This is a genomic window from Polynucleobacter aenigmaticus, from assembly GCF_002206635.1.
GTDB classification, from domain to species: Bacteria; Pseudomonadota; Gammaproteobacteria; order Burkholderiales; family Burkholderiaceae; genus Polynucleobacter; species Polynucleobacter aenigmaticus.
In genome coordinates this window covers 190,084-208,984 of record NZ_NGUO01000009.1, presented here as the reverse complement: position 1 = coordinate 208,984, position 18,901 = coordinate 190,084, and the positions used below count along the sequence as shown (strand labels likewise).

The following is an 18,901-nucleotide window of genomic DNA, read 5'->3' as shown; positions in this document are numbered from 1 at the left end:
ACTTAATCAATGGACTGTGATCAGGCGCTCATCAACTCTTTGAGTTTTTCTAAATAGAGTTCTTGACCATGATTAACGCGATGCTTCCACTCATTTCCAGAGTCTGCATTCGCATCGTCGGAAACGTATTTAAATGATTGCCACGGAACATTGAATTGATGGGCAATATTGGCGATCGCAAATAACTCCATATCCACGACATCAATACCTTGAGATGCCAACCAGGGATCATGCGCGGTGACAAAGCTATCACCAGTACCGCAAATATGATCGCCGCCTAAGGATAGGTATTCATATGGTTTAGAGCAAAAAGGGGTTTGCCCACGAGGAGCTAGGGGCACCGTCATCATGTCACGCTGTATGACTTTGCCAATTTCCAATAAACCATGCAGGGCGGGATTAATTTTTCCTACAGTGCCAAAGTTCACAATCCGTCGGGGTTGAAGCTCATGAATAGCCTGAATGGTGGCCGCAGTTGCGTTAATCTTGCCAACTCCCGAATACACAATACCGATGCCAGCCGGTAATATGCTTTTATCAAGCTCGGACTCTAATGCGGTAATAATCAGTAATTGTGTTTTCATGTCAGCCAATAATGAATTTATTAGATTATCTACCCGGAGTCCCCGACTTTCCTAAGCCAGGAATCCTCTTTAGGGATATCTCCCCCCTTTTAGCCAATCCAACTGCATTCAAGGAGGCCATCTTGCAGCTAGAATCCTTGGCTAAGCAGTTCGACTATAGCCATATTTTAGGCATTGAATCACGTGGCTTTATCTTTGGTGCGGCTCTGGCGCATCAAGCCCATAAAGGCCTTGCATTAGCCCGAAAACCCAATAAGCTACCCTTGGCTAGCCATCGAGAATCCTACGGGCTGGAATACGGCTCAGACTCCCTCGAGATACAGCAATCTACCCTACCTCAGGGCGCACGAGTGTTAATAGTCGATGATGTATTGGCTACTGGCGGAACCATCATCGCAGCTTGTCAATTACTCAAAAAAGCAGGTTTTCAAGTTGCTGGTGCCTTAACGTTTTTAGAGATTGCAGGCTTGAATGGTGGCGAGATCCTTAATCAAAAAGGAATTGCCAATAAGTCGGTCTTAGTCGCCTAGGCCGACAAGTTACAGCAGGTTTTTAGCGCTTTTCAGCAGCTTCATGGTGCCCCAACCTACTGCTAGCACTTTACTGGCTAATTTTGGCTTGTAGTGCACTAGTACAGCAAATGCACTAGTCCATAAAATCGGGCTACTCTTCATAAAATTGAAAGCATCGATCCCTTTATCAGCCCAAGACAAGGGCTTTTCAATAGGCTCGAAATGCAATGCAAAATCAGCGCGCTCTTGCGCTGCACGATCTTGCAGCACTTTTTGTCTTGCTTGTAGATCAGCTAGGGTACGACTCATCGCTTGGTAAGTTCCTGGCGATCCTTAGCCAACTCAGCAATAGTTGCTTCGAATAATTTAGGCATGGTCTTTAGTGAATGCAAAACCACAAGTGCCAGAATGAAGCCAACCCCCAAGAAGCTGCTAGTAAGTAAGCCAAGTGCCAGCATACGATCGCCCTCCCAGCTGTAGATCACGATGAGCAAAGCTAGCATTACCAGACCAAAAAATAAGAAAAATAAGGTAAAGATCACCATCACGAAAAGACTCAGAAACTTAGTGCGTGCGATCTGCACGTCAGTGGAAATCAACTCTAAGCGAGTCTGTGCAATCGAAGCCCCAGTAGAAACCAGGTGTTTTAAAGAAGATAAAAGATTTTCTTGAGACATGAGTGCCTAGCGACGACGGATGAAAAGGCCGATTAATAAACCTAGTCCGGCAGCAACCCCTACAGCCTCCCAAGGGTTGCGATGCACGAAATCATCAGCACCCTCTGCAACCACTTTAGCCTTGTCAACCAAGGTGCCCTCAATCGAAGAGAGGCTTTCTTTGGCATTACTTAGAGTATCAAGCGCCTTGGTACGAATCGCGCCAAGCGCGCCATCTTCATGGCCAGCTGTTGCCGTAATCAAAGCCTGTGCATCTGCCATCAGGGCCTTGAAATCGCCAATTAACTGCTCAGAATTGGTCTGCACTTCATCATGCGTTGTGATTGGTTTTTTAGTAGTCATTGGCACTCCCTGCTATTGCAAAATTGATTGCTACAGGTCCATTCTAAGCAATTCTAGACTGGGAACCCAGTAATAAAACAGTCATTCCCGCATTACCTTCCTTAAAATGCTTGAGATGCGCCTTTAATCCAGGCCTTCTTCTTAAAAGAGCGTGATAGGCATCGCTACCAAATGCAGTCTGCTCACCAAAATGATACTCATCAACACGATCTGAGAAATAGTTATTTTCAAGGGCGTCATGTACAGCCCATTTGATCTTTCCACCCTCGCCACTTGCTCCATAGCCATGAATTAATATCATCGCCTTAATACCAACTTCCGATGCTCGTCGCAACGCAATAGTTAATCTTTCCAAAGCCTCTTCAGCACTTGGATTATCGAATTTCAGATTCAGCACCAAGGTGTCGCCATGAGGTAATGGGAGCGCTTCGCTGCCGCACTGACGACACTCCCCAAGCATTCCCCTGGGATTGCCACACTCTGGACACTCAAATGAATGGGTCATCACACGCCTTCACAGATGATTGGGTAACAACCCATTTATTGCAACATTAAGAGCAATACTTTGCTTCCAAAGCGGATGCTGAATTCACCTGATCATCAACCATACGGTTTAAGGTCATTTGAGCTGCCTCTTTATTCTCTTGCACTTTTAAATTCAGATTAATCAATCCGGCTACATCCTTACGTATAGATGTATTGCCATAGCGCAAACCCTTCAATGTGGAAACAGCTTCAGCTGAAATCTTGCATTGCTCGCTCACCAATGCCGAGGAATCCGATGACGTATTGGCATAAGCAAATGCTGCTACAGAGATTGAGGCAATTGCTAATAAAGTCTTCTTCATTTTATTTCCTTATTTTGTGACCACACGTTGGACAACAACCTAAATCTTTTGCTCTTGTTTTTCTAAGGGCAGCGTAGACGCTGGATTCTGATATTTCCATCTTCCTGGCGGCTTGAGCAGCGGTTAACCCCTTCCCTATCCAATCTAAAGCTTGATGTGTTTTTGGTATTGCTTTTCTCATTTCACCTCCTGTGTGTACACTATACCACTGAAGTTGTGAAGTTGTGAAGTTTATGAATAAATATATTAGATGATTCAATATGGATAAAAAATAATGGAGTAAATTGGTGACGCCTGAAAATTGCTGAAATCGAAATAGATGTTTCTAGGATGTAATCAGCATTTGCTAGCCGTGCAATAGGCAATAAAAAAGCCCCGGTGAAGGGGCTTAGTTATGTGTAGCAATGGCACAAGCAGTCGAATTCAGAAGAATTCTGGAGGAGGCGAGAGGATTCGAACCTCCGATCCGCGTTTTAGCGCAGATGCTCCCTTAGCAGGGGAGTGCCTTCGACCAGCTCGGCCACGCCTCCCTACTTGATGCCCTTACAACGCCCCACAGTTTAACGGATTCCGTTGGCCAAGGGGGTTTACTACGGTTTTAAAGCGTTTAATGCGTATTCTTACTTCTGGTCAAGCTCGAAAGCTTTATGTAAAGCACGTACCGCCAGCTCCATATATTTCTCATCAATCACAACAGAAATCTTGATTTCGCTGGTGGAGATCATGAGGATATTGATGCCCTCCTCTGATAGAGTGCGGAACATCTTGCTGGCAACCCCAACATGGGAGCGCATTCCAACGCCAACCACTGATACCTTGGAGACTTTTGGATCACCAGTAATTTCTTTAGCCTCAATATGGGCCTGGACATTGTTCTTGAGTAAGTCCAACGCTTTCTGATATTCAGCCCGGGGTACCGTGAAAGTAAAGTCCGTTTTGCCCTCAAAGGACTGATTCTGAATGATGATGTCGACATCAATATTCGCATCCGCAATCGGACCCAAAATTTGATAGGCAATACCTGGGCGGTCAGGAACCCCCAGAACGGTAATTTTTGCTTCATCACGCGCAAAGGCGATGCCGGAAATAACTGCGGCTTCCATAGTGCTGTCCTCTTCAAATGTAATCAAGGTGCCCGACTTCATCTCTAGATCAAGGGGCATCAACGGATCTGTCAATGAAGACAGAACACGGGTTTTAACTTTGTACTTACCAGCAAACTCCACAGAACGAATCTGCAATACCTTCGAACCAAGACTTGCCATCTCCAGCATCTCTTCAAAGGTAATCTTGTCTAGGCGACGTGCATCTTCGCAAACACGGGGATCTGTCGTATAAACGCCATCAACATCGGTGTAGATTAAGCACTCGTCTGCCTTTAGGGCTGCAGCCATCGCAACGGCAGATGTATCAGATCCACCACGACCTAAAGTGGTGATGTTGCCATTAGGGTCAACGCCCTGAAAGCCTGTAACCACTACAGCACGTCCCGCATTGAGATCAGCAAGAATTTTTTGGTCATCAATACTCTTGATGCGGGCCTTCGTAAAGGAGGAGTCCGTATGAACTGTTACCTGCCAGCCAGCGTAACTTACGGCATCAACACCTTCGCGAAGTAATGCCAAGGCCAATAAGCCAGAACTCACCTGCTCACCTGTCGAAGCAATTTGATCTAGCTCACGAGGATTTGCATCAGGATTAATATCCTTTGCTAAACCTAGCAAGCGATTGGTCTCGCCTGACATGGCTGAAGGCACAACCACCACTTGGTGGCCTGCACGCATCCACTTGGCAACGCGTTTAGCGACATTCTGAATGCGCTCAACTGAGCCCATTGAGGTGCCACCATACTTATGAACGATAAGAGCCATAAAAACCGTCGTATTGTCTATTTACAGGGAATTACATTCCCTAGGGTCTAAAAGGGGCTTATTTTACAGGGTTTTATACCTGCGCTATGGCTTCTCAGACCACTCGGGAAGCACCCGCCTACCAGTGGACACCAAATGCGGATAACTCACCCCTACCCCCGCCACAGCAATAAGTTCGTCATTGATATAGAGCAGAGGCGCCTGTCGCTCCCAGGGCGGCATATCAGACTCCTGAAATAGGTTCTTGAGGGTTTTACGCGGGGTCTTGGGCTTGATTTGAATCTTTTCCGCCCCTTGGCGCTGCCTATGCTCGACCAAACCACGCTGCTCAGCTTCGCTCACCAAGGCTAACGACAATCCAAGTAACTTACTACGTGGAGGGATGGCCTTGAAAATCCAATGGCCAAATGCAGAATTAGCCACTTGCAAGACACCCCGCCAGAGACGAATGCTGACCTCGTCATGTTGCCACTCCAAACTGGAATCCTGCTTTACCGCCATCAGATCTTTCCACCAGGACTCAAGTCGCTCCTGAGAAGGCATTGCTAACTTATTTACCTTTAACCAATATCGCATTAAGTTATTGGCAGCCGGTTTATCCAACTTGGCTAGCGCTAACAGTGGCTTGAGTTTTAGACCAGCGCCCTGAAAAATGTCTTTGCCATCAAGTTTTGCCAAACGATCGAGGAGCACTTGCGATTGGGCCAGTAAATCCGCACTTCGAGCTAGATTGGAGATGGCTCCTGGCTGGATCTTTTCTAATCTAGGGATAATCTCTTTGCGAATAGCATTGCGACGATAGCGTGTATTTTGATTGCTGGGATCTTCTACCCACTTGAGCTTATATTTTTTTGCATATACTTCGAGATCAGCCCTGCTTTGATTTAATAGCGGGCGCCACAGAGTAATTGATTGACCATCAGCAGTGTTGATGCGTTGCTGCGGCATACCAGCAAGTCCAGCCACACCAGAACCCCGCAAGAGTTGCAATAGGATGGTTTCAGCTTGGTCATTCTGATGGTGTGCTAGCAATAAGATTTCAATATCATGCTCAATGCAAAGTTCGGTTAAGGCATCGTAGCGCTCCGCTCTTGCTCTTGCCTCAATGTTTCCTTGAGCTTTGTCGGCAAAGTGTAGGAGGCGGAAATCAAATTGAGCGCGATATTTCTTGGCAAGTTTTTCACAAAACTCGAGCCATTGATCGGCAGACTTTTGCAAGCCGTGATGAATGTGAAATACCCAAACTTCTGTTGATTGTTTTGAAGTATCACTCGCTTGCACTGCTTTGCAAACAGTATCGAGCAGCACAACCGAATCAAGCCCTCCACTTAAGGCAAGCGCAATTCGTTTGGCCGCCATTGGAGCAGGCTTAGGGCTTGGCTTCGATTTCCTTGAACTTGCCATAGCTCATCAAGCGTTCATGGCGACGCTCGAGCAGCGCATCCACTTTCATGCCATCGAAGGTCTTAAGAGATTCGGCCAAAGCTTTACGCATACTTGTCATCATCGCATCGTAATCACGATGGGCACCACCAGTAGGTTCAGCCACGATCTTATCGATCAAGCCCAATGTTTTTAAGCGTTGTGCAGTGAGGCCTAGTTGCTCAGCAGCTTCAGGCGCCTTTTCGGCAGTCTTCCATAAGATAGAGGCGCAACCTTCTGGTGAAATCACTGAGTAGGTAGAGTTTTGCAACATCAACACTACGTCACCCATGGCGATCGCCAGTGCACCACCAGAACCGCCTTCACCAATAATGGTGGCAATAATAGGAACCTCTAACTCTGCTTGAACATATAAGTTGCGGCCAATCGCTTCAGATTGATTGCGCTCTTCTGCATCAATGCCTGGGAATGCACCCGGGGTATCAACAAAAGTAAATACCGGTAATGCAAATTTCTCCGCCAAACGCATCAGGCGCATGGCCTTGCGATAACCCTCTGGTCGACTCATGCCAAAGTTTCTTAAGGCGCGTTCTTTTGTATCGCGACCCTTTTGATGTCCAATGACCATACAAGGCTGATTCTCAAAGCGCGCTAGACCTGCAACGATCGATTGATCATCTGCAAAATTACGATCGCCATGTAACTCATGAAAATCAGTGAACAATGCACCCACATAATCCAATGTATAGGGACGCTGAGGATGACGTGCCACTTGTGAAACTTGCCAAGGACTTAAGTTGGCATAAACGTCCTTAGTCAGTTGTTGACTTTTTTCAGTCAGAGTTTTGATCTCATCGGAGATATCCACCGATGATTCATCTTGCACAAATTGCAGCTCTTCAATCTTTGACTCTAGTTCAGCGATTGACTGCTCAAAATCCAGGAAAGTCGTTTTCATAGCTTGATTTTAATATTCAACGGGAATGGGGTCGATACTTCTCCACATATACCAGGTTGCTACCGTCCTCCAAGGGGCCCAATTTGCAGCCACTTCTCGGGCCTCATGCCTACTGACAGGCTCTCCACTGAAGTAATTGAGGGAAATCGCCTTAATGAGGCCGACATCGTCCAAAGGGAGAATATCAGGTCTCACCATATTGAAAATCAGAAACATTTCCGCTGTCCAGCGGCCAATTCCCCGAATTCCGCACAATTCCTTGATGATGACCTCATCTTCCATGCCTTTCCATTGATTAGCATGCAAACGACCAGAAACAAAATGTTCAGCCAAATCTCGGATGTATTCCACCTTACGGCCCGATAAACCGGCCCCGCGCAATTCTTCTACGGTGAGCGCAAGAATATTTTTGGGCGTGACTTTCTTTTTAAGAGCTAGGAGGACTTTGTTCCAGACGGATTGGGCAGCGGCCACTGAGATCTGCTGGCCAACAATTGCTCTGGCTAAAGTTGTAAAAGCATCTCCACGGGTCATTAAAAAACCAGAGCCGTATTTAGGAATGATTTTCTTCAGAATGCGGTCCTGCTTCGTGAGCTCAGTACAAGCTTGCTCCCAATACTCCGGGGCTACTTCTTCAATAATCGATTGCTCTGCTACTTTACTCAAAATACATTCTCAATCACTTAATTACTAGACTCAACTACTAGATTTAACTTCTACGCCATTCGGTAATGCCACCAAGTTTATCTTCTAATACTACGCCCTGCTCCAACAATGTTTTGCGAATCAAATCGGCTTTAGAAAAATCTTTTGACTGCTTAGCCGCTACACGCGCTGCAATCTGCTCTTCAATATGTTCAGCAGATAAATCTGTTTCACCACCTCGAGAGCCTGCCTGTAAAAATACTGTCGGATCACGCTGCAAAAAGTTTAAGCTAGCAGCAAGTCCTTTTAAAGTATTTGCTAGTTGCGCCTTTTCTTCACCCTGCGCACGATTCACTTCGCTTGCTAAATCAAACAATGTAGCAATTGCCTCAGGTGTATTGAAGTCATCATTCATCGCATCCGCAAAGCGCTTAGCCCATGGTGAATGGGCGTCTACAGGCTGATTGCTAATTGGTACTTGTGCCAGAGCGGTATAGAGACGTAGTAATCCAGCACGAGCTTCCTCGAGCTGCGCATCACTATAGTTAATAGGGCTGCGATAGTGGGCACGCAAAATAAAGAAGCGCAATACCTCAGGATCGAAACTCTTTAGAACATCTCGTATTAAGAAAAAATTGCCAAGTGACTTGGACATCTTTTCTTCATTTACCCGAATATGGCCGTTGTGCATCCAATAATTTACAAAAGGCTCATCACTAGCCTGATGCTCTTGACCATATAAAACGCCCTCACTTTGGGCAATCTCATTCTCATGATGAGGGAACTGCAAATCAGCACCGCCACCATGAATATCGAAATGTTCACCCAACAAGTCGCAGGACATTGCTGAACATTCAATATGCCATCCAGGACGACCTTCGCCCCAAGGAGATTTCCAACGCGTATCCGCCGGCTCTTCTGCTTTAGCGCTTTTCCATAAAACAAAATCTAAAGGGTCACGCTTGCCACCACCAACAGCAACCCGCTCACCTGCATTTAATTCATCTAACGATTTCCCGGAAAGACGACCATATTCTGGAAATAAGCGAACAGCAAAATTCACATCGCCATCTTCGCCTTGATAAGCTAATTCTTTTTCTATCAAGCGGCCAATAATTCCCTGCATCTGCGCAATGTAATCGGTTGCACGGGGCTCATGATCAGGATGCATCAATCCCAGCTCATCGGAGTCGGTATGCATGGCATCGATAAAGCGCTGCGTCAGGGCGGAAATAGGCTCGCCATTTTTAATAGCGCGATTAATGATCTTGTCATCAATATCGGTGATATTGCGGACATAAACCACCTCATAGCCGCTAGCTCGCAACCAGCGAACCACCATATCAAACACAATCATGACCCGGGCATGTCCAATATGACAAAAGTCATAGACGGTCATACCGCAGACATACATCTTCACCTTACCCGGCTCAATGGGTTTAAAGGCCTGCTTTGAACGACTGAGGGTGTTATAGATTTGCAGCATAGGGGCTATAAAGGTGGCAAGTAGCGCCAATTTGTTAGACTGAGCGCTGAGTATATCGAATGAGCCAGTTTTTCACCCCGCACCCTATGCCAGCTAACCATTTTTCACTACGTCCAGCCCTCTCAGGTGGCTTAAGCTCCATTTTTGCCCTTCTTCTCCTAGCTGGGTGTAGCACCCCAGGCCAACAGTTAGCCGACGCCGAAATCAAGGCTCTTAATAATGTCCCTGCTGGAGCTACACAAGCCTCCCAAGCCCCTTATTTAGGATCCTATGGTCCCAATGACCCACCAAGGCTTGCGGGGAATGATGCAGGATACGACCAGTCCAATCCAGAGTTATCAGACTCTGTAGCAGTTCCTTTTTTATCGTTTTTGATTATTGAGCCAGATCCGGTTACGAAAAATGGAGTGCCGTCTGATATCGAAAAGCTAGTAAAAGCCAAGAAATATCCTGATGCAATCGACCTCATCAATCAGCGCCTGAAGAAAACACCAGGTAATGTGCAATTACGTTACGTTAAAGCGCGCATGCAAATTGAAATGCGTCAGTGGGAAGCGGCTAAAAAGACTTTAATTGAAATTACCCAGCAATTTCCAGAGCTACCTGAGCCTTACAACAATTTAGCGGCACTTGCTGCAAACCAAGGAAACTGGATCGAGGCAAGAGACTATTTAGAGCTCGCCCTAAAATTACGCCCTAGCTATACAGTGGCTTCAGCGAATTTAGGTGAAGTCTATATTCGCTTAGGCGCTCAAGCTTATGACAACGCAGCCAAAGATGCCGCGCTGAATCAACGTCAATACACGAATCGCGCAAAAGCATTAATGGAGATACTGAAATCACCCAAAAAGACTGTTGCACCAACTCCGACCAACTCAAAATAATTTCATTACCGTTTTTATCTACTAACTCACCAGAAAGTTAATTCATCATGACTCAAGTTCTACTCAAAACAAACAAGGGTGATATCACCCTTACCCTCGATGCTATTAAGGCTCCTAAGACTGTTGCAAACTTTTTACAGTACGTTAAAAGTGGTCACTACGATGGCACGATCTTTCATCGCGTGATTGATAACTTTATGGTTCAAGGTGGCGGAATGACCGCTGGCCTGAAAGAAAAAACTTCTGGCGCTCAAATTGAAAATGAAGCTAACAATGGCCTCAAGAATGAGCGTGGCACCGTTGCAATGGCCCGCACTAGCGATCCGCATTCAGCTACCGCCCAATTTTTCATTAATGTGAATGACAACGATTTCTTGAACCACACAGCCCCCAATGCTCAAGGCTGGGGCTATGCTGTTTTCGGAAAAGTCACTGGTGGTCAGGATGTAGTTGATGTAATCCGCAAAGTGAAAACAGGTAATACTGGCTTTCATCAAGACGTGCCAGCTGAAGATGTTGTCATTGAAAAGGCAAGTGTCATCGAGGAATGATTCCGCAATATGCGAGCGCGCTGCTCATCTCCGATTTACATCTAACGCCGTCAATGCCATTGACGGCGCAACGGTTCTTTGACTTTTGCGAAAAAGATGCCCCCAAGGTAGATGCTGTATTTATTTTGGGAGACCTTTTTGAGTACTGGGTTGGCGATGATGCGGCACTTCACTCACCCTTTCAACAAGAAGTACAGCGTGCGCTAGCAACCCTATCTACCAAAGTGAAGACGTATTACCTGCATGGCAACCGGGACTTTTTGATTGGGACTCATTTTTTAAGTAGGACCGGCATGACCCTCATGCCAGATCCTAGCAAAATCACGCTAGCTGGTAGCGACTATGTTCTGTGTCATGGAGACTCACTCTGTACTGCCGACATTGGCTATCAAGTTTTCAGAAGTTGGGTGCGTAAACCGTGGATTCAAAAATTATTTTTGAGGATGCCATTGCAATGGCGTCGTTCTATTGCAAATCATCTACGCAGTAATAGTGGCGTGAAGTATCAGCGATCAATTAAATCTACTCCACAAGGGGCGCACGCTAAAACAGATGTCACTGTCGCGGCATGTGCCGCGGTATTAAGAGAGCAAGCTGGAGATCAATTGATTCATGGGCATACGCATCTGCCCGCTCATCACCAAGAGCGCCTTCAAGATCAAGAATGGCAGCGCTGGGTATTATCAGATTGGGATCTAGATCACCCTGAGGCCGTCAGGCCAAGAGCCAGCGCCTTGATGATTGATCAAAACGGCGTACGTTACACCGATTTGATCAAAGCTTAATAGCTTAGGATTAGCAGTTGGAGTATTTAGACAAGCACTGCACCATCTGAGCAAAGATGCGTGGATTGGCACACATCACTTCACCACTTTGCAGGAAACCTTCCTCGCCACGGTAGTTGCCAACTAAGCCACCAGACTCGGTAATCAATAAGGCACCTGCAGCCATATCCCATGGCTTGAGATCACTTTCAAAGAATCCATCGTAACGACCAGCGGCAACATAGGCTAAATCCAAAGAGGCCGCTCCAGGGCGACGTAGGCCCGCACATTGACGTGTCATATCCGCAAATATTTTTAAATACTTTTCTAAATCTTGATCTTCGCGATAAGGAAAGCCAGTGCCTAGTAAAGAATTTGCCAAACGATCTTGAGTGGCAACACGCAAACGCCGACGATCTAAATACGCGCCCGCACCACGTGTGGCAGTAAAGAGTTCGTCGCGAGTTGGGTCATACACCACTGCCTGCTGGGTAACTCCATTAACAGACAATGCAATGGACACCGCATATTGCGGAAAGCCGTGAATGAAATTAGTAGTGCCATCAAGTGGATCAATGATCCAGACATTTTCTGCATCGACATTTTGGGCGCCGGTTTCTTCAGCCAGAAATCCATGGGATGGATAGGCATCACTGAGCGTTTCGATGATGGCCGCTTCAGCCTGTCTGTCCACCTCGGTTACAAAATCGTTGTGTTGTTTACGGTCAACCTGGAGACGCTCTAAATTGAGAGAGGCTCTATTAATTACGGTTCCGGCACGACGGGCAGCCTTAACGGCCACATTTAACATGGGATGCATAGTTTTGATGGACAAATTAAATAAGAACAAGCTCACCAGATTGCAAACTGCGTGACAATAAGGAGCTAACACGATGATTCTAAACGATTGCCCCTTTGAACTCCCAAGCTCCTAGAGATTCCCTGCCTTTATGAATACCGCTCAAGCACAATTATTACGCTGGGTTTTGGTCGAAACCAGCCACCCTGGAAATGTTGGTTCGGCTGCGCGTGCACTCAAAACCATGGGTTTTGGGGATCTGCGCCTGATACGGCCGAAGATTCCTGGGGTTGCCAATATGCCAGAGGCAATTGCTCTTGCTAGTGGTGCAGTCGATATTCTGGAAACCAGCCAAGAATCCCCCTCCCTGGAATCGGCCGTTCAAGACTGCGCCCTGGTTCTAGGGCTCACTAGCCGTGACCGTGAATTCGGGCCACCAGCATTAAATTGGCAAGACGCTCGCCCTCTCATTAAGGCAGCGATTAAGGGGAAACAACGCGTCGCACTCCTATTTGGGCCAGAACGAACTGGCCTAGATAACCATCACCTCTCACTGTGCACGCATCGGGTATGGCTAGATGCCAACCCCCTCTACCCCTCTCTAAACCTCGCACAAGCCATCATGGTCTGCGCCTTCACCTTACGAGAGACTCTGGGTGAAGATTCTGAATCTACGTCACCAAGTGAGACTCAAGAAGCTCCTGAACTAGTCGACTATGCCGATCCAGCAGCTGTAGCCGCCATGCTTGAGCATTGGCGCAAAGGTCTTGAAGCGATTGATTATCTTGACCCCGCCAACCCCAAGAAGCTCATGCCCCGCTTGCAAGCTCTATTTGCGAGAACCCGTCTTCAGAAAGAGGAAATCGATCTACTCCGCGGAATTGCCAAGCAGATGCTCCTAAGAAAATAAATCCAGCCTTTACCCGTTAAAATCGCATCATGTTTAATTCACTTTTCGACCAAGTCGACTCCATCATTATTCGTGACCCAGCAGCCAGAAATCGCCTAGAGGTCATTACCTGCTACCCAGGTTTACATGCCGTGTGGATTCATAGAGCATCTCACGGTCTTTGGAACCTAGGTCTTAAGTGGATTGCGCGACTACTGTCGATGGTGGCTCGCTGGATTACTGGCATTGAAATCCATCCCGGGGCAAAAATTGGTCGCCGGGTATTTTTAGATCATGGTCTTGGTATTGTGATTGGAGAGACCACTGAGATTGGAGATGATTGCACCATCTACCAAGGCGTTACCTTGGGTGGCACCTCTTTATACAAAGGCGTTAAGCGACATCCTACTTTAGGCAAGGGTGTTGTGATTAGCGCTGGCGCCAAAGTCCTTGGAGGCTTTACTGTTGGCGATGGCGCGCGCGTTGGCTCAAACGCTGTAGTGCTCAAAGAAATTCCCGCTGGGGCAACTGCAGTGGGCATTCCTGCACGTATCTTGCACCCCGATTTACCTCAGTCCACCGCTCCAGATAGCAAGGCAAAAGAATATTTCTCTGCCTATGGCGTCACTCCCAACGTGGATGATCCGGTCTCCATGGCTTTGAAGGGTTTGATTGATGCGACGCTAGAACAAGAAGCCAAAATCGTAGCCCTGGAGAAGGCGCTAGCGAAACTCAGCAACATGCCAACATCTGATACTGCTGAATCTAGCGATACAAAGCGCGATCTTGGCGCTTTAAAAGAATGGTTGAAAGAGTAAGTTAATGCAGAGTTGGTGCAGAATCACCCGCACTAGAAATACCACCTACAAACTCATCATCACTTTCATCAGACTCATCACCCGGCATTCCGAATGCAAAAGCTTCAGCGCCTTCAGGATGACGGTTTTCAATTTCTTCATCGGTAGCAGCGCGAATATCTTCAACCTGAACCCAGAATCGTAGAGCCATACCTGCCAGCGGATGATTTCCATCTAAGACCACTTGACTGTCAGCTACATCAGTAACGGTATAGATCAATGGCTCATCATCCACTTCATCAACACCTTCCTCTTCTTCAGCATCTGGAACACCCTCAAACTGCATGCCCACTTCCAAGGGCTCTGGAAAACGTGTGCGCGGCTCAATCTTTAATAGCTCTGGATCGTATTCTCCAAAAGCCTCGCTAGGCTCAAGTTGAATGCTGGCCTCATAGCCCAGGTCTTGACCGTCTAATAAGTTTTCAATCTTAGGAAAAGTCCCCTCATATCCACCGTGCAGGTATACCATCGGAGAATCTGGCTCCTCGATAATATTGTTTTGCGCATCGGTTAATTTATAGCGCAGGGATACAACGGTATTTTTTTCGATCTTCATACGTAATTCATTCAACATGATGTTTTAAATAGCTTCTTACTTATATGACCTCATTTTACTTGAGCAAGCCCTACGATCCACCGCAGGCACCTGAAAACCTTCCCTTAGATCATCCTTGGGCCCTTCTAGGGGGTATTAGCCCCCAGAAGTTCATGAAATCCTACTGGCATAAGAGGCCACTTTTGGTCCGTGGCGCCATCCCCGCTTTTGAGCTTGCAAAACAAATGGGGGAGCCACTAGGCAGTGCAATTTCACCGGAAGATCTATTTAAGATTGCAGGCAATGATGTGGTGGAGTCCAGGTTAATTAAAGCCAAGCCCTGGAGCTTTGCGGATGGCCCATTTAAGCAGAGGACCCTTCCCCGTCTCGAGTCTCCAGACTGGACCCTCTTACTGCAAGGCATGGAAGCTAGGCATCCAGCGGCCGCAAAAGTACTCTCCTGGTTTCGCTTCATACCAGACGCACGCTTAGATGACCTGATGATTAGCATTGCCGGTCCTGGGGGTGGCGTTGGGCCCCATTTCGATTCCTATGATGTCTTTTTGATTCAAATGTCCGGTCGCAGGCGTTGGCGCATCTCTGAACAAAAAGACTTAACTTTAAATCCCGATCTTCCTTTAAAGATTTTGCAGCACTTTAAGGTCGAGCAAGAATGGGACTTGGGGCCAGGTGACATGCTGTATCTACCGCCACATGTAGCCCATGACGGGATTGCTTTAGATGCTGGCTGTCAAACCTGGTCAGTAGGGTTTAGGGCGCAGAGTTATAAAGAAATGTTGCAAGAGGGTTTATGGCGCCTAGCCGAATCACTCGAAGATATTCCTGAGCTAGAACAACGCTTTGCCGATCCAAAGCAGGCGGCGACTAGTTCGCCAGAGCAACTCCCAAAAGAAATCATTCATCAAGTCGCTCAAAAATTAAAAAGCTTAAAGCTCGATCGCGTAGAAACATTCCTTCCAGGAATTGCAGCCTATTTGAGTGAGCCAAAACCTCAATCCTATTTTTCTGGGTCGGCAAAAGAATATTCGTCCGAGGAATTTAAGTGCCTGCTGGCAAAGCAGGCATTAGCCCCACATCCTCAAACACGGCTACTTGCACTAGGAAAAACGATTTACTGCAATGGCGAAGATATGACTAGCGGCCAAGCTAGTGCCACACAAAAAGCCTGGCGCTCGCTTGCAGCCAAGAAGCGCATTACCGGTGCAGTTGGGGAAATTTCTCCTGAGAACAGCCTTTTTTCTGCCTTCGAAGCTGGTTGGCTGGTTTTTTAACGATAGATAAAGACATGGCTATAATGTCTGCTGGAAAGTACTTAAGGGCTTACCCTGTTCATTCCTAGTATCAATAACCGGTTAATGATAATTTTTTAAGAGGAAATTACAAATGAAGAAGTCACTCGCACTCGTAGCAATGTTGGCAATCGCTTTGGCCGCTTGCGGTAAAAAAGAGGAAGCAAAACCTGTAGAAGCTGCTCCTGCTGCTCCTGCTGCTGCTCCAGCTGCTGACGCTCCTGCTGCTGCTCCAGCTGCACCTGTTGCTCCAGCTGCTGACGCTAAGAAGTAATCTTCTTCCTGAAGAAAAAAAGCCGCTGAAAAGCGGCTTTTTTATTAGCTAAAATTAATTAGCTTTGTATGCCTATCTCGACATCTGTTCGGTAAGCAGCGTCAGGAGTTGTAATCCAGCCGCAGTATTTTCAGGCCTACCATCCGCATCTTGAACGTAGACAGTAGAAGAGTTGTCGCCAGCCGCTTTAACAACCACGAGATATTTCTTGGCCTTCAGACTGGAATCATCCTTGCTGCTAAATAGGTTTGTAAAGAACCCTTTGGTATCACCCAAATCTTTTGGATTAACGTAACGAACATAGTAAACACCGTTAGCACGGTTGCGATCTTCAACAGTAAAGTTAGAGCGATCCAAGGCAAGTCCAGTGTCGCGCCATGCTCGGTCAAAGCCTGCTGCCATTTCAATATGAGCGGTATTCACACCCTCTTGCACTAGCTTTGCCTTTGGTGTCTTGGGACCTAGCGGAGCAGCAACCTGCGCTTTAGCCTGCTCTTGGGTCATCCCCAAGCGCTCCATCAAACGCGCTAAGAAAGCAGCTTCGAGCTCTGGATCATTTGGGCGTGCAGTCCAAATCGTAGAGATACAGGAGCCCGTACTATCTGTTGTGCATTTTTCAATTGCACCGCGTTGAGTAATGTAAACCTCAGTTTCACCTGGCTTACTAACCTCAAGGCGTGTTTTATATTTATCACGCTCACCGGTATCGTAAAGGGAATCCAAAGCGCCACCAATTGCAGAACGGATAAAGTCTTGAGCAATCTTGGCGCGGTTCTCAGCCCAGTCAGTTTCCATAATGCCGGTCGATGGTGAATCAATCACCAGTAAGAAGCCATTCTCTTGCCAAAAATCTTTAATTTGTGGGTACAGTTCTGGTGCTGGCTTTTCTACTACCAACCAACGACGCTCACCATCTCGAGCAATCCGCATACCTGGAATTCCGGTCATCACGTTCTTGCGAGTCTGCACAGATTTTTTTACTGCAGCGTTGTACTCGGACATGGTGGCAGAGCCATCTTGAACAATGTAGCGGCGATCTGCCTGGGCAGTAATCAAGTCAGGCGGGTAGGACAAATTGGGTCCGCGAACGGCGCCAGCGGACTTGTAGTCAACGGTGTCGTTTGATGTAACTGATTTGCAACCCACCAAACCAAGTGATGCAGCGAAAAGAATTAATAAAGCTGCGCAATGTTTGCGCAGAAGTTGCATCGAATTCATCATAGTAAGCCAGCCTGTTTCATTGCAGTCTTCAAAGGTTCGCGCAAGGCAACACTCAAAGGGGTTAAAGGCAACCGAATTCCAGCTGTGACTTTGCCCATCTCATGCAGGGCCCACTTCACAGGAATCGGGTTCGCCTCAGTAAACATGGCTTTATGAACAGCCAGTAATTGATATTGAATCGCACGTGTCTTAACAATGTCATCAGACATAGCTGCCTGACACAAATCATGCATCAAACGAGGGGCGATATTCGCAGTAACGGAGATATTTCCCTTGCCGCCCATGAGCATCAGCATCGCAGCGCTCAGGTCGTCACCAGAAAATACGGAGAAATTGGGATATCCAGCACGCTTCAAATCAGCCAGCAATAAAGTGCCGCGCTCAATGCTACCTGTCGCATCTTTGATACCAATGATGCCGGGCACTGCTGCGAGGCGCACTGTTGTCTCACCAGCAAGATCTGCAACAGTTCTTCCAGGAACGTTGTAAAGAATCACGGGGAGATCAACCGACTCCGCAATTTTCTTAAAGTGGGCAAACATACCCTCTTGGGTAGGCTTGTTGTAGTAAGGAACAACCTGCAAGCTGGCGTCAGCACCAACTGATTTGGCAAACTTGGTTAGCTCGATTGCCTCAGTTGTGGAATTGCCCCCGGTTCCAGCAATCACCGGAATACGGCCAGCAATATGATCAACAGTGACTTTAATGAGCTCGCAATGCTCTTCAACAGAAACTGTTGGAGATTCACCGCTGGTGCCCACAATCACAATGCCATCGGAACCTTCAGCGACATGCCAATCTAGCAATGAACGCAAAGCAGGGAAATCTAAGCTTCCATCCTCGAGCATCGGCGTCACAATAGCGGGCATGCTTCCAGCGATGGGCTTTTTACTGGCTTTTGATTGTGTTGTATAAGTCACTGAATGTGTCTGAATTATCTGAATGTTAACCATCAAATTGTAACGGAATGCACCCTTTTAAATGCCCTTTTACGGCACAAATTCGCTGAACCATGGCTGGTTTAGGCTGGTCAAGGTAAATATCCTCGTAGGCAATCACTTTCAGGTCCGAATGCGCCGCTAAAGCGAGCAATTCCCCAGGTTTTAGCAAGAAATTCGGATTAGACGGCTTTCCAAATTGCGCATTTCCGTCCGCAAAGGTTTCATAGATTAAGACGCCGCCTTCACTCAACATTTGGGGTAAATGCTCTAAAAATGGGCGGTAGAGGTAATTGGTAACCACAATTCCTGAAAACTGCTGGTCTGCCAGAGGCCAAATAGCCCCCTCAAGGTCTTCTTGTTGGGCTTGAATTCTAGGGTTGAGCAAACCCTCAATAGCGCTAACATCTTGATCAACAGCCAAAACAGCATAGCCCAGTGATGCCAAGAGTGCGGCATGCCTACCTGAACCACAAGCCAAATCCAACACCGACCCCTCTGCTGGTATGAGCGGCGCAAAACGCCTCACCCAAATAGAGGCATCTGCGATCACATCATGTAATGAGCCCAAGT

Annotated in this window: 24 protein-coding genes and 1 tRNA gene; 8 read left to right on the top strand and 17 right to left on the bottom strand. The window is 47.1% G+C overall.

The features are described 5' to 3' along the window. Positions 1–20: 20 nt before the first annotated feature. Entirely contained in the window at positions 21–584 is a 564-nt protein-coding gene (locus CBI30_RS06540; protein ID WP_169711255.1) for a phosphorylase family protein, read from the bottom strand. 11 nt (positions 585–595) lie between these two features. On the opposite strand from CBI30_RS06540, the gene CBI30_RS06535 reads away from it, so the two are divergent. Then, on the top strand, positions 596–1,114 hold the full coding sequence (locus CBI30_RS06535; RefSeq protein ID WP_088527497.1) for an adenine phosphoribosyltransferase: 519 nt from the start codon (positions 596–598) through the stop codon (positions 1,112–1,114). A gap of 9 nt (positions 1,115–1,123) precedes the next feature. Here the strand turns inward: CBI30_RS06535 and CBI30_RS06530 are convergent, their stop codons facing one another. The 11 genes from CBI30_RS06530 to cysS all read right to left on the bottom strand — a co-directional run bounded on the left by CBI30_RS06530 (position 1,124) and on the right by cysS (position 9,306). After that, entirely contained in the window at positions 1,124–1,405 is a 282-nt protein-coding gene (locus CBI30_RS06530; protein ID WP_088527496.1) for a YqjK family protein, read from the bottom strand. Then, on the bottom strand, positions 1,402–1,773 hold the full coding sequence (locus tag CBI30_RS06525; RefSeq protein ID WP_088527495.1) for a phage holin family protein: 372 nt from the start codon (positions 1,771–1,773) through the stop codon (positions 1,402–1,404). The genes CBI30_RS06530 and CBI30_RS06525 overlap by 4 nt, the downstream gene beginning before the upstream one ends. A gap of 6 nt (positions 1,774–1,779) precedes the next feature. Beyond that, entirely contained in the window at positions 1,780–2,115 is a 336-nt protein-coding gene (locus CBI30_RS06520) for an ElaB/YgaM/YqjD family protein (protein ID WP_088527494.1), read from the bottom strand. A gap of 43 nt (positions 2,116–2,158) precedes the next feature. Beyond that, positions 2,159–2,620 (bottom strand): Smr/MutS family protein, encoded by a 462-nt coding sequence (locus CBI30_RS06515; protein WP_169711254.1) that lies wholly within the window; start codon positions 2,618–2,620, stop codon positions 2,159–2,161. A 46-nt stretch (positions 2,621–2,666) separates the two neighbouring features. After that, positions 2,667–2,963, bottom strand: a complete 297-nt coding sequence (locus CBI30_RS06510; RefSeq protein ID WP_088527492.1) for a hypothetical protein — start codon at positions 2,961–2,963, stop codon at positions 2,667–2,669. A gap of 435 nt (positions 2,964–3,398) precedes the next feature. Next, positions 3,399–3,493, bottom strand: a tRNA-Ser gene (locus CBI30_RS06500). Between the two features lie 90 nt (positions 3,494–3,583). Further along, positions 3,584–4,834, bottom strand: a complete 1,251-nt coding sequence (locus tag CBI30_RS06495) for an aspartate kinase (protein WP_088527490.1) — start codon at positions 4,832–4,834, stop codon at positions 3,584–3,586. A gap of 84 nt (positions 4,835–4,918) precedes the next feature. Then, on the bottom strand, positions 4,919–6,193 hold the full coding sequence (gene tilS / locus CBI30_RS06490; protein WP_240553518.1) for a tRNA lysidine(34) synthetase TilS: 1,275 nt from the start codon (positions 6,191–6,193) through the stop codon (positions 4,919–4,921). A 10-nt stretch (positions 6,194–6,203) separates the two neighbouring features. Continuing rightward, positions 6,204–7,175: an acetyl-CoA carboxylase carboxyltransferase subunit alpha gene (locus CBI30_RS06485; RefSeq protein WP_088527488.1), complete on the bottom strand. Its 972-nt coding sequence runs from the start codon at positions 7,173–7,175 to the stop codon at positions 6,204–6,206. 9 nt (positions 7,176–7,184) lie between these two features. Next, complete coding sequence (locus CBI30_RS06480) at positions 7,185–7,841, bottom strand: DNA-3-methyladenine glycosylase family protein (protein ID WP_088527487.1); 657 nt, start codon at positions 7,839–7,841, stop codon at positions 7,185–7,187. Positions 7,842–7,884: 43 nt separating this feature from the next. After that, complete coding sequence (gene cysS / locus CBI30_RS06475; protein ID WP_088527486.1) at positions 7,885–9,306, bottom strand: cysteine--tRNA ligase; 1,422 nt, start codon at positions 9,304–9,306, stop codon at positions 7,885–7,887. A gap of 59 nt (positions 9,307–9,365) precedes the next feature. Between cysS and CBI30_RS06470 the strand changes: the two genes are divergently transcribed. The 3 genes from CBI30_RS06470 to CBI30_RS06460 are packed head-to-tail and all read left to right on the top strand — an operon-like array spanning position 9,366 to position 11,526. Then, positions 9,366–10,190 (top strand): tetratricopeptide repeat protein, encoded by an 825-nt coding sequence (locus CBI30_RS06470; RefSeq protein WP_088527485.1) that lies wholly within the window; start codon positions 9,366–9,368, stop codon positions 10,188–10,190. Between the two features lie 47 nt (positions 10,191–10,237). After that, positions 10,238–10,741, top strand: a complete 504-nt coding sequence (locus CBI30_RS06465; protein WP_088527484.1) for a peptidylprolyl isomerase — start codon at positions 10,238–10,240, stop codon at positions 10,739–10,741. Then, positions 10,738–11,526: a UDP-2,3-diacylglucosamine diphosphatase gene (locus CBI30_RS06460; protein ID WP_088527483.1), complete on the top strand. Its 789-nt coding sequence runs from the start codon at positions 10,738–10,740 to the stop codon at positions 11,524–11,526. The genes CBI30_RS06465 and CBI30_RS06460 overlap by 4 nt, the downstream gene beginning before the upstream one ends. A 10-nt stretch (positions 11,527–11,536) precedes the next feature. Here the strand turns inward: CBI30_RS06460 and CBI30_RS06455 are convergent, their stop codons facing one another. Beyond that, positions 11,537–12,325, bottom strand: a complete 789-nt coding sequence (locus tag CBI30_RS06455) for an inositol monophosphatase family protein (RefSeq protein ID WP_088527522.1) — start codon at positions 12,323–12,325, stop codon at positions 11,537–11,539. Positions 12,326–12,455: 130 nt separating this feature from the next. Here CBI30_RS06455 and CBI30_RS06450 point away from each other — a divergent pair, with 130 nt between their 5' ends. After that, on the top strand, positions 12,456–13,214 hold the full coding sequence (locus CBI30_RS06450) for an RNA methyltransferase (protein WP_088527482.1): 759 nt from the start codon (positions 12,456–12,458) through the stop codon (positions 13,212–13,214). A gap of 29 nt (positions 13,215–13,243) precedes the next feature. Further along, positions 13,244–14,011, top strand: coding sequence for a serine O-acetyltransferase (gene cysE / locus CBI30_RS06445; protein ID WP_088527481.1), 768 nt, complete (start codon positions 13,244–13,246; stop codon positions 14,009–14,011). Between the two features lies 1 nt (position 14,012). On the opposite strand, the gene CBI30_RS06440 is transcribed toward cysE, so the two are convergent. Further along, positions 14,013–14,606 (bottom strand): FKBP-type peptidyl-prolyl cis-trans isomerase, encoded by a 594-nt coding sequence (locus CBI30_RS06440; protein WP_088527521.1) that lies wholly within the window; start codon positions 14,604–14,606, stop codon positions 14,013–14,015. A 488-nt stretch (positions 14,607–15,094) separates the two neighbouring features. Here CBI30_RS06440 and CBI30_RS11435 point away from each other — a divergent pair, with 488 nt between their 5' ends. Continuing rightward, a complete protein-coding gene (locus CBI30_RS11435; protein WP_420812045.1) occupies positions 15,095–15,877 on the top strand; it encodes a cupin domain-containing protein in 783 nt (260 codons plus the stop codon). 112 nt (positions 15,878–15,989) lie between these two features. Then, positions 15,990–16,169 carry a hypothetical protein gene (locus tag CBI30_RS06430; protein ID WP_088527479.1) on the top strand — a complete coding sequence of 60 codons (180 nt, stop codon included), beginning with the start codon at positions 15,990–15,992 and terminating at the stop codon, positions 16,167–16,169. 72 nt (positions 16,170–16,241) lie between these two features. On the opposite strand, the gene bamC is transcribed toward CBI30_RS06430, so the two are convergent. The 3 genes from bamC to CBI30_RS06415 all read right to left on the bottom strand — a co-directional run bounded on the left by bamC (position 16,242) and on the right by CBI30_RS06415 (position 18,899). Beyond that, positions 16,242–17,390 (bottom strand): outer membrane protein assembly factor BamC, encoded by a 1,149-nt coding sequence (bamC, locus tag CBI30_RS06425; protein ID WP_206075586.1) that lies wholly within the window; start codon positions 17,388–17,390, stop codon positions 16,242–16,244. Continuing rightward, positions 17,387–18,259 (bottom strand): 4-hydroxy-tetrahydrodipicolinate synthase, encoded by an 873-nt coding sequence (gene dapA, locus CBI30_RS06420; RefSeq protein ID WP_088527519.1) that lies wholly within the window; start codon positions 18,257–18,259, stop codon positions 17,387–17,389. The genes bamC and dapA overlap by 4 nt, the downstream gene beginning before the upstream one ends. 76 nt (positions 18,260–18,335) lie before the next feature. Further along, positions 18,336–18,899: a class I SAM-dependent methyltransferase gene (locus tag CBI30_RS06415; protein WP_240553517.1), complete on the bottom strand. Its 564-nt coding sequence runs from the start codon at positions 18,897–18,899 to the stop codon at positions 18,336–18,338. Positions 18,900–18,901 lie beyond the last annotated feature (2 nt).

Bases quoted from the DNA above. Each gene is read 5' to 3' on its own strand.
- CBI30_RS06540 (WP_169711255.1), bottom strand. From the start codon at position 584: ATGAAAACACAATTACTGATTATTACCGCATTAGAGTCCGAGCTTGAT.
- CBI30_RS06535 (WP_088527497.1), top strand. From the start codon at position 596: ATGAATTTATTAGATTATCTACCCGGAGTCCCCGACTTTCCTAAGCCA.
- CBI30_RS06530 (WP_088527496.1), bottom strand. From the start codon at position 1,405: ATGAGTCGTACCCTAGCTGATCTACAAGCAAGACAAAAAGTGCTGCAA.
- CBI30_RS06525 (WP_088527495.1), bottom strand. From the start codon at position 1,773: ATGTCTCAAGAAAATCTTTTATCTTCTTTAAAACACCTGGTTTCTACT.
- CBI30_RS06520 (WP_088527494.1), bottom strand. From the start codon at position 2,115: ATGACTACTAAAAAACCAATCACAACGCATGATGAAGTGCAGACCAAT.
- CBI30_RS06515 (WP_169711254.1), bottom strand. From the start codon at position 2,620: ATGACCCATTCATTTGAGTGTCCAGAGTGTGGCAATCCCAGGGGAATG.
- CBI30_RS06510 (WP_088527492.1), bottom strand. From the start codon at position 2,963: ATGAAGAAGACTTTATTAGCAATTGCCTCAATCTCTGTAGCAGCATTT.
- CBI30_RS06495 (WP_088527490.1), bottom strand. From the start codon at position 4,834: ATGGCTCTTATCGTTCATAAGTATGGTGGCACCTCAATGGGCTCAGTT.
- tilS (WP_240553518.1), bottom strand. From the start codon at position 6,193: ATGGCGGCCAAACGAATTGCGCTTGCCTTAAGTGGAGGGCTTGATTCG.
- CBI30_RS06485 (WP_088527488.1), bottom strand. From the start codon at position 7,175: ATGAAAACGACTTTCCTGGATTTTGAGCAGTCAATCGCTGAACTAGAG.
- cysS (WP_088527486.1), bottom strand. From the start codon at position 9,306: ATGCTGCAAATCTATAACACCCTCAGTCGTTCAAAGCAGGCCTTTAAA.
- CBI30_RS06470 (WP_088527485.1), top strand. From the start codon at position 9,366: ATGAGCCAGTTTTTCACCCCGCACCCTATGCCAGCTAACCATTTTTCA.
- CBI30_RS06465 (WP_088527484.1), top strand. From the start codon at position 10,238: ATGACTCAAGTTCTACTCAAAACAAACAAGGGTGATATCACCCTTACC.
- CBI30_RS06460 (WP_088527483.1), top strand. From the start codon at position 10,738: ATGATTCCGCAATATGCGAGCGCGCTGCTCATCTCCGATTTACATCTA.
- CBI30_RS06455 (WP_088527522.1), bottom strand. From the start codon at position 12,325: ATGCATCCCATGTTAAATGTGGCCGTTAAGGCTGCCCGTCGTGCCGGA.
- CBI30_RS06450 (WP_088527482.1), top strand. From the start codon at position 12,456: ATGAATACCGCTCAAGCACAATTATTACGCTGGGTTTTGGTCGAAACC.
- cysE (WP_088527481.1), top strand. From the start codon at position 13,244: ATGTTTAATTCACTTTTCGACCAAGTCGACTCCATCATTATTCGTGAC.
- CBI30_RS06440 (WP_088527521.1), bottom strand. From the start codon at position 14,606: ATGAAGATCGAAAAAAATACCGTTGTATCCCTGCGCTATAAATTAACC.
- CBI30_RS06430 (WP_088527479.1), top strand. From the start codon at position 15,990: ATGAAGAAGTCACTCGCACTCGTAGCAATGTTGGCAATCGCTTTGGCC.
- bamC (WP_206075586.1), bottom strand. From the start codon at position 17,390: ATGATGAATTCGATGCAACTTCTGCGCAAACATTGCGCAGCTTTATTA.
- dapA (WP_088527519.1), bottom strand. From the start codon at position 18,259: ATGCCCGCTATTGTGACGCCGATGCTCGAGGATGGAAGCTTAGATTTC.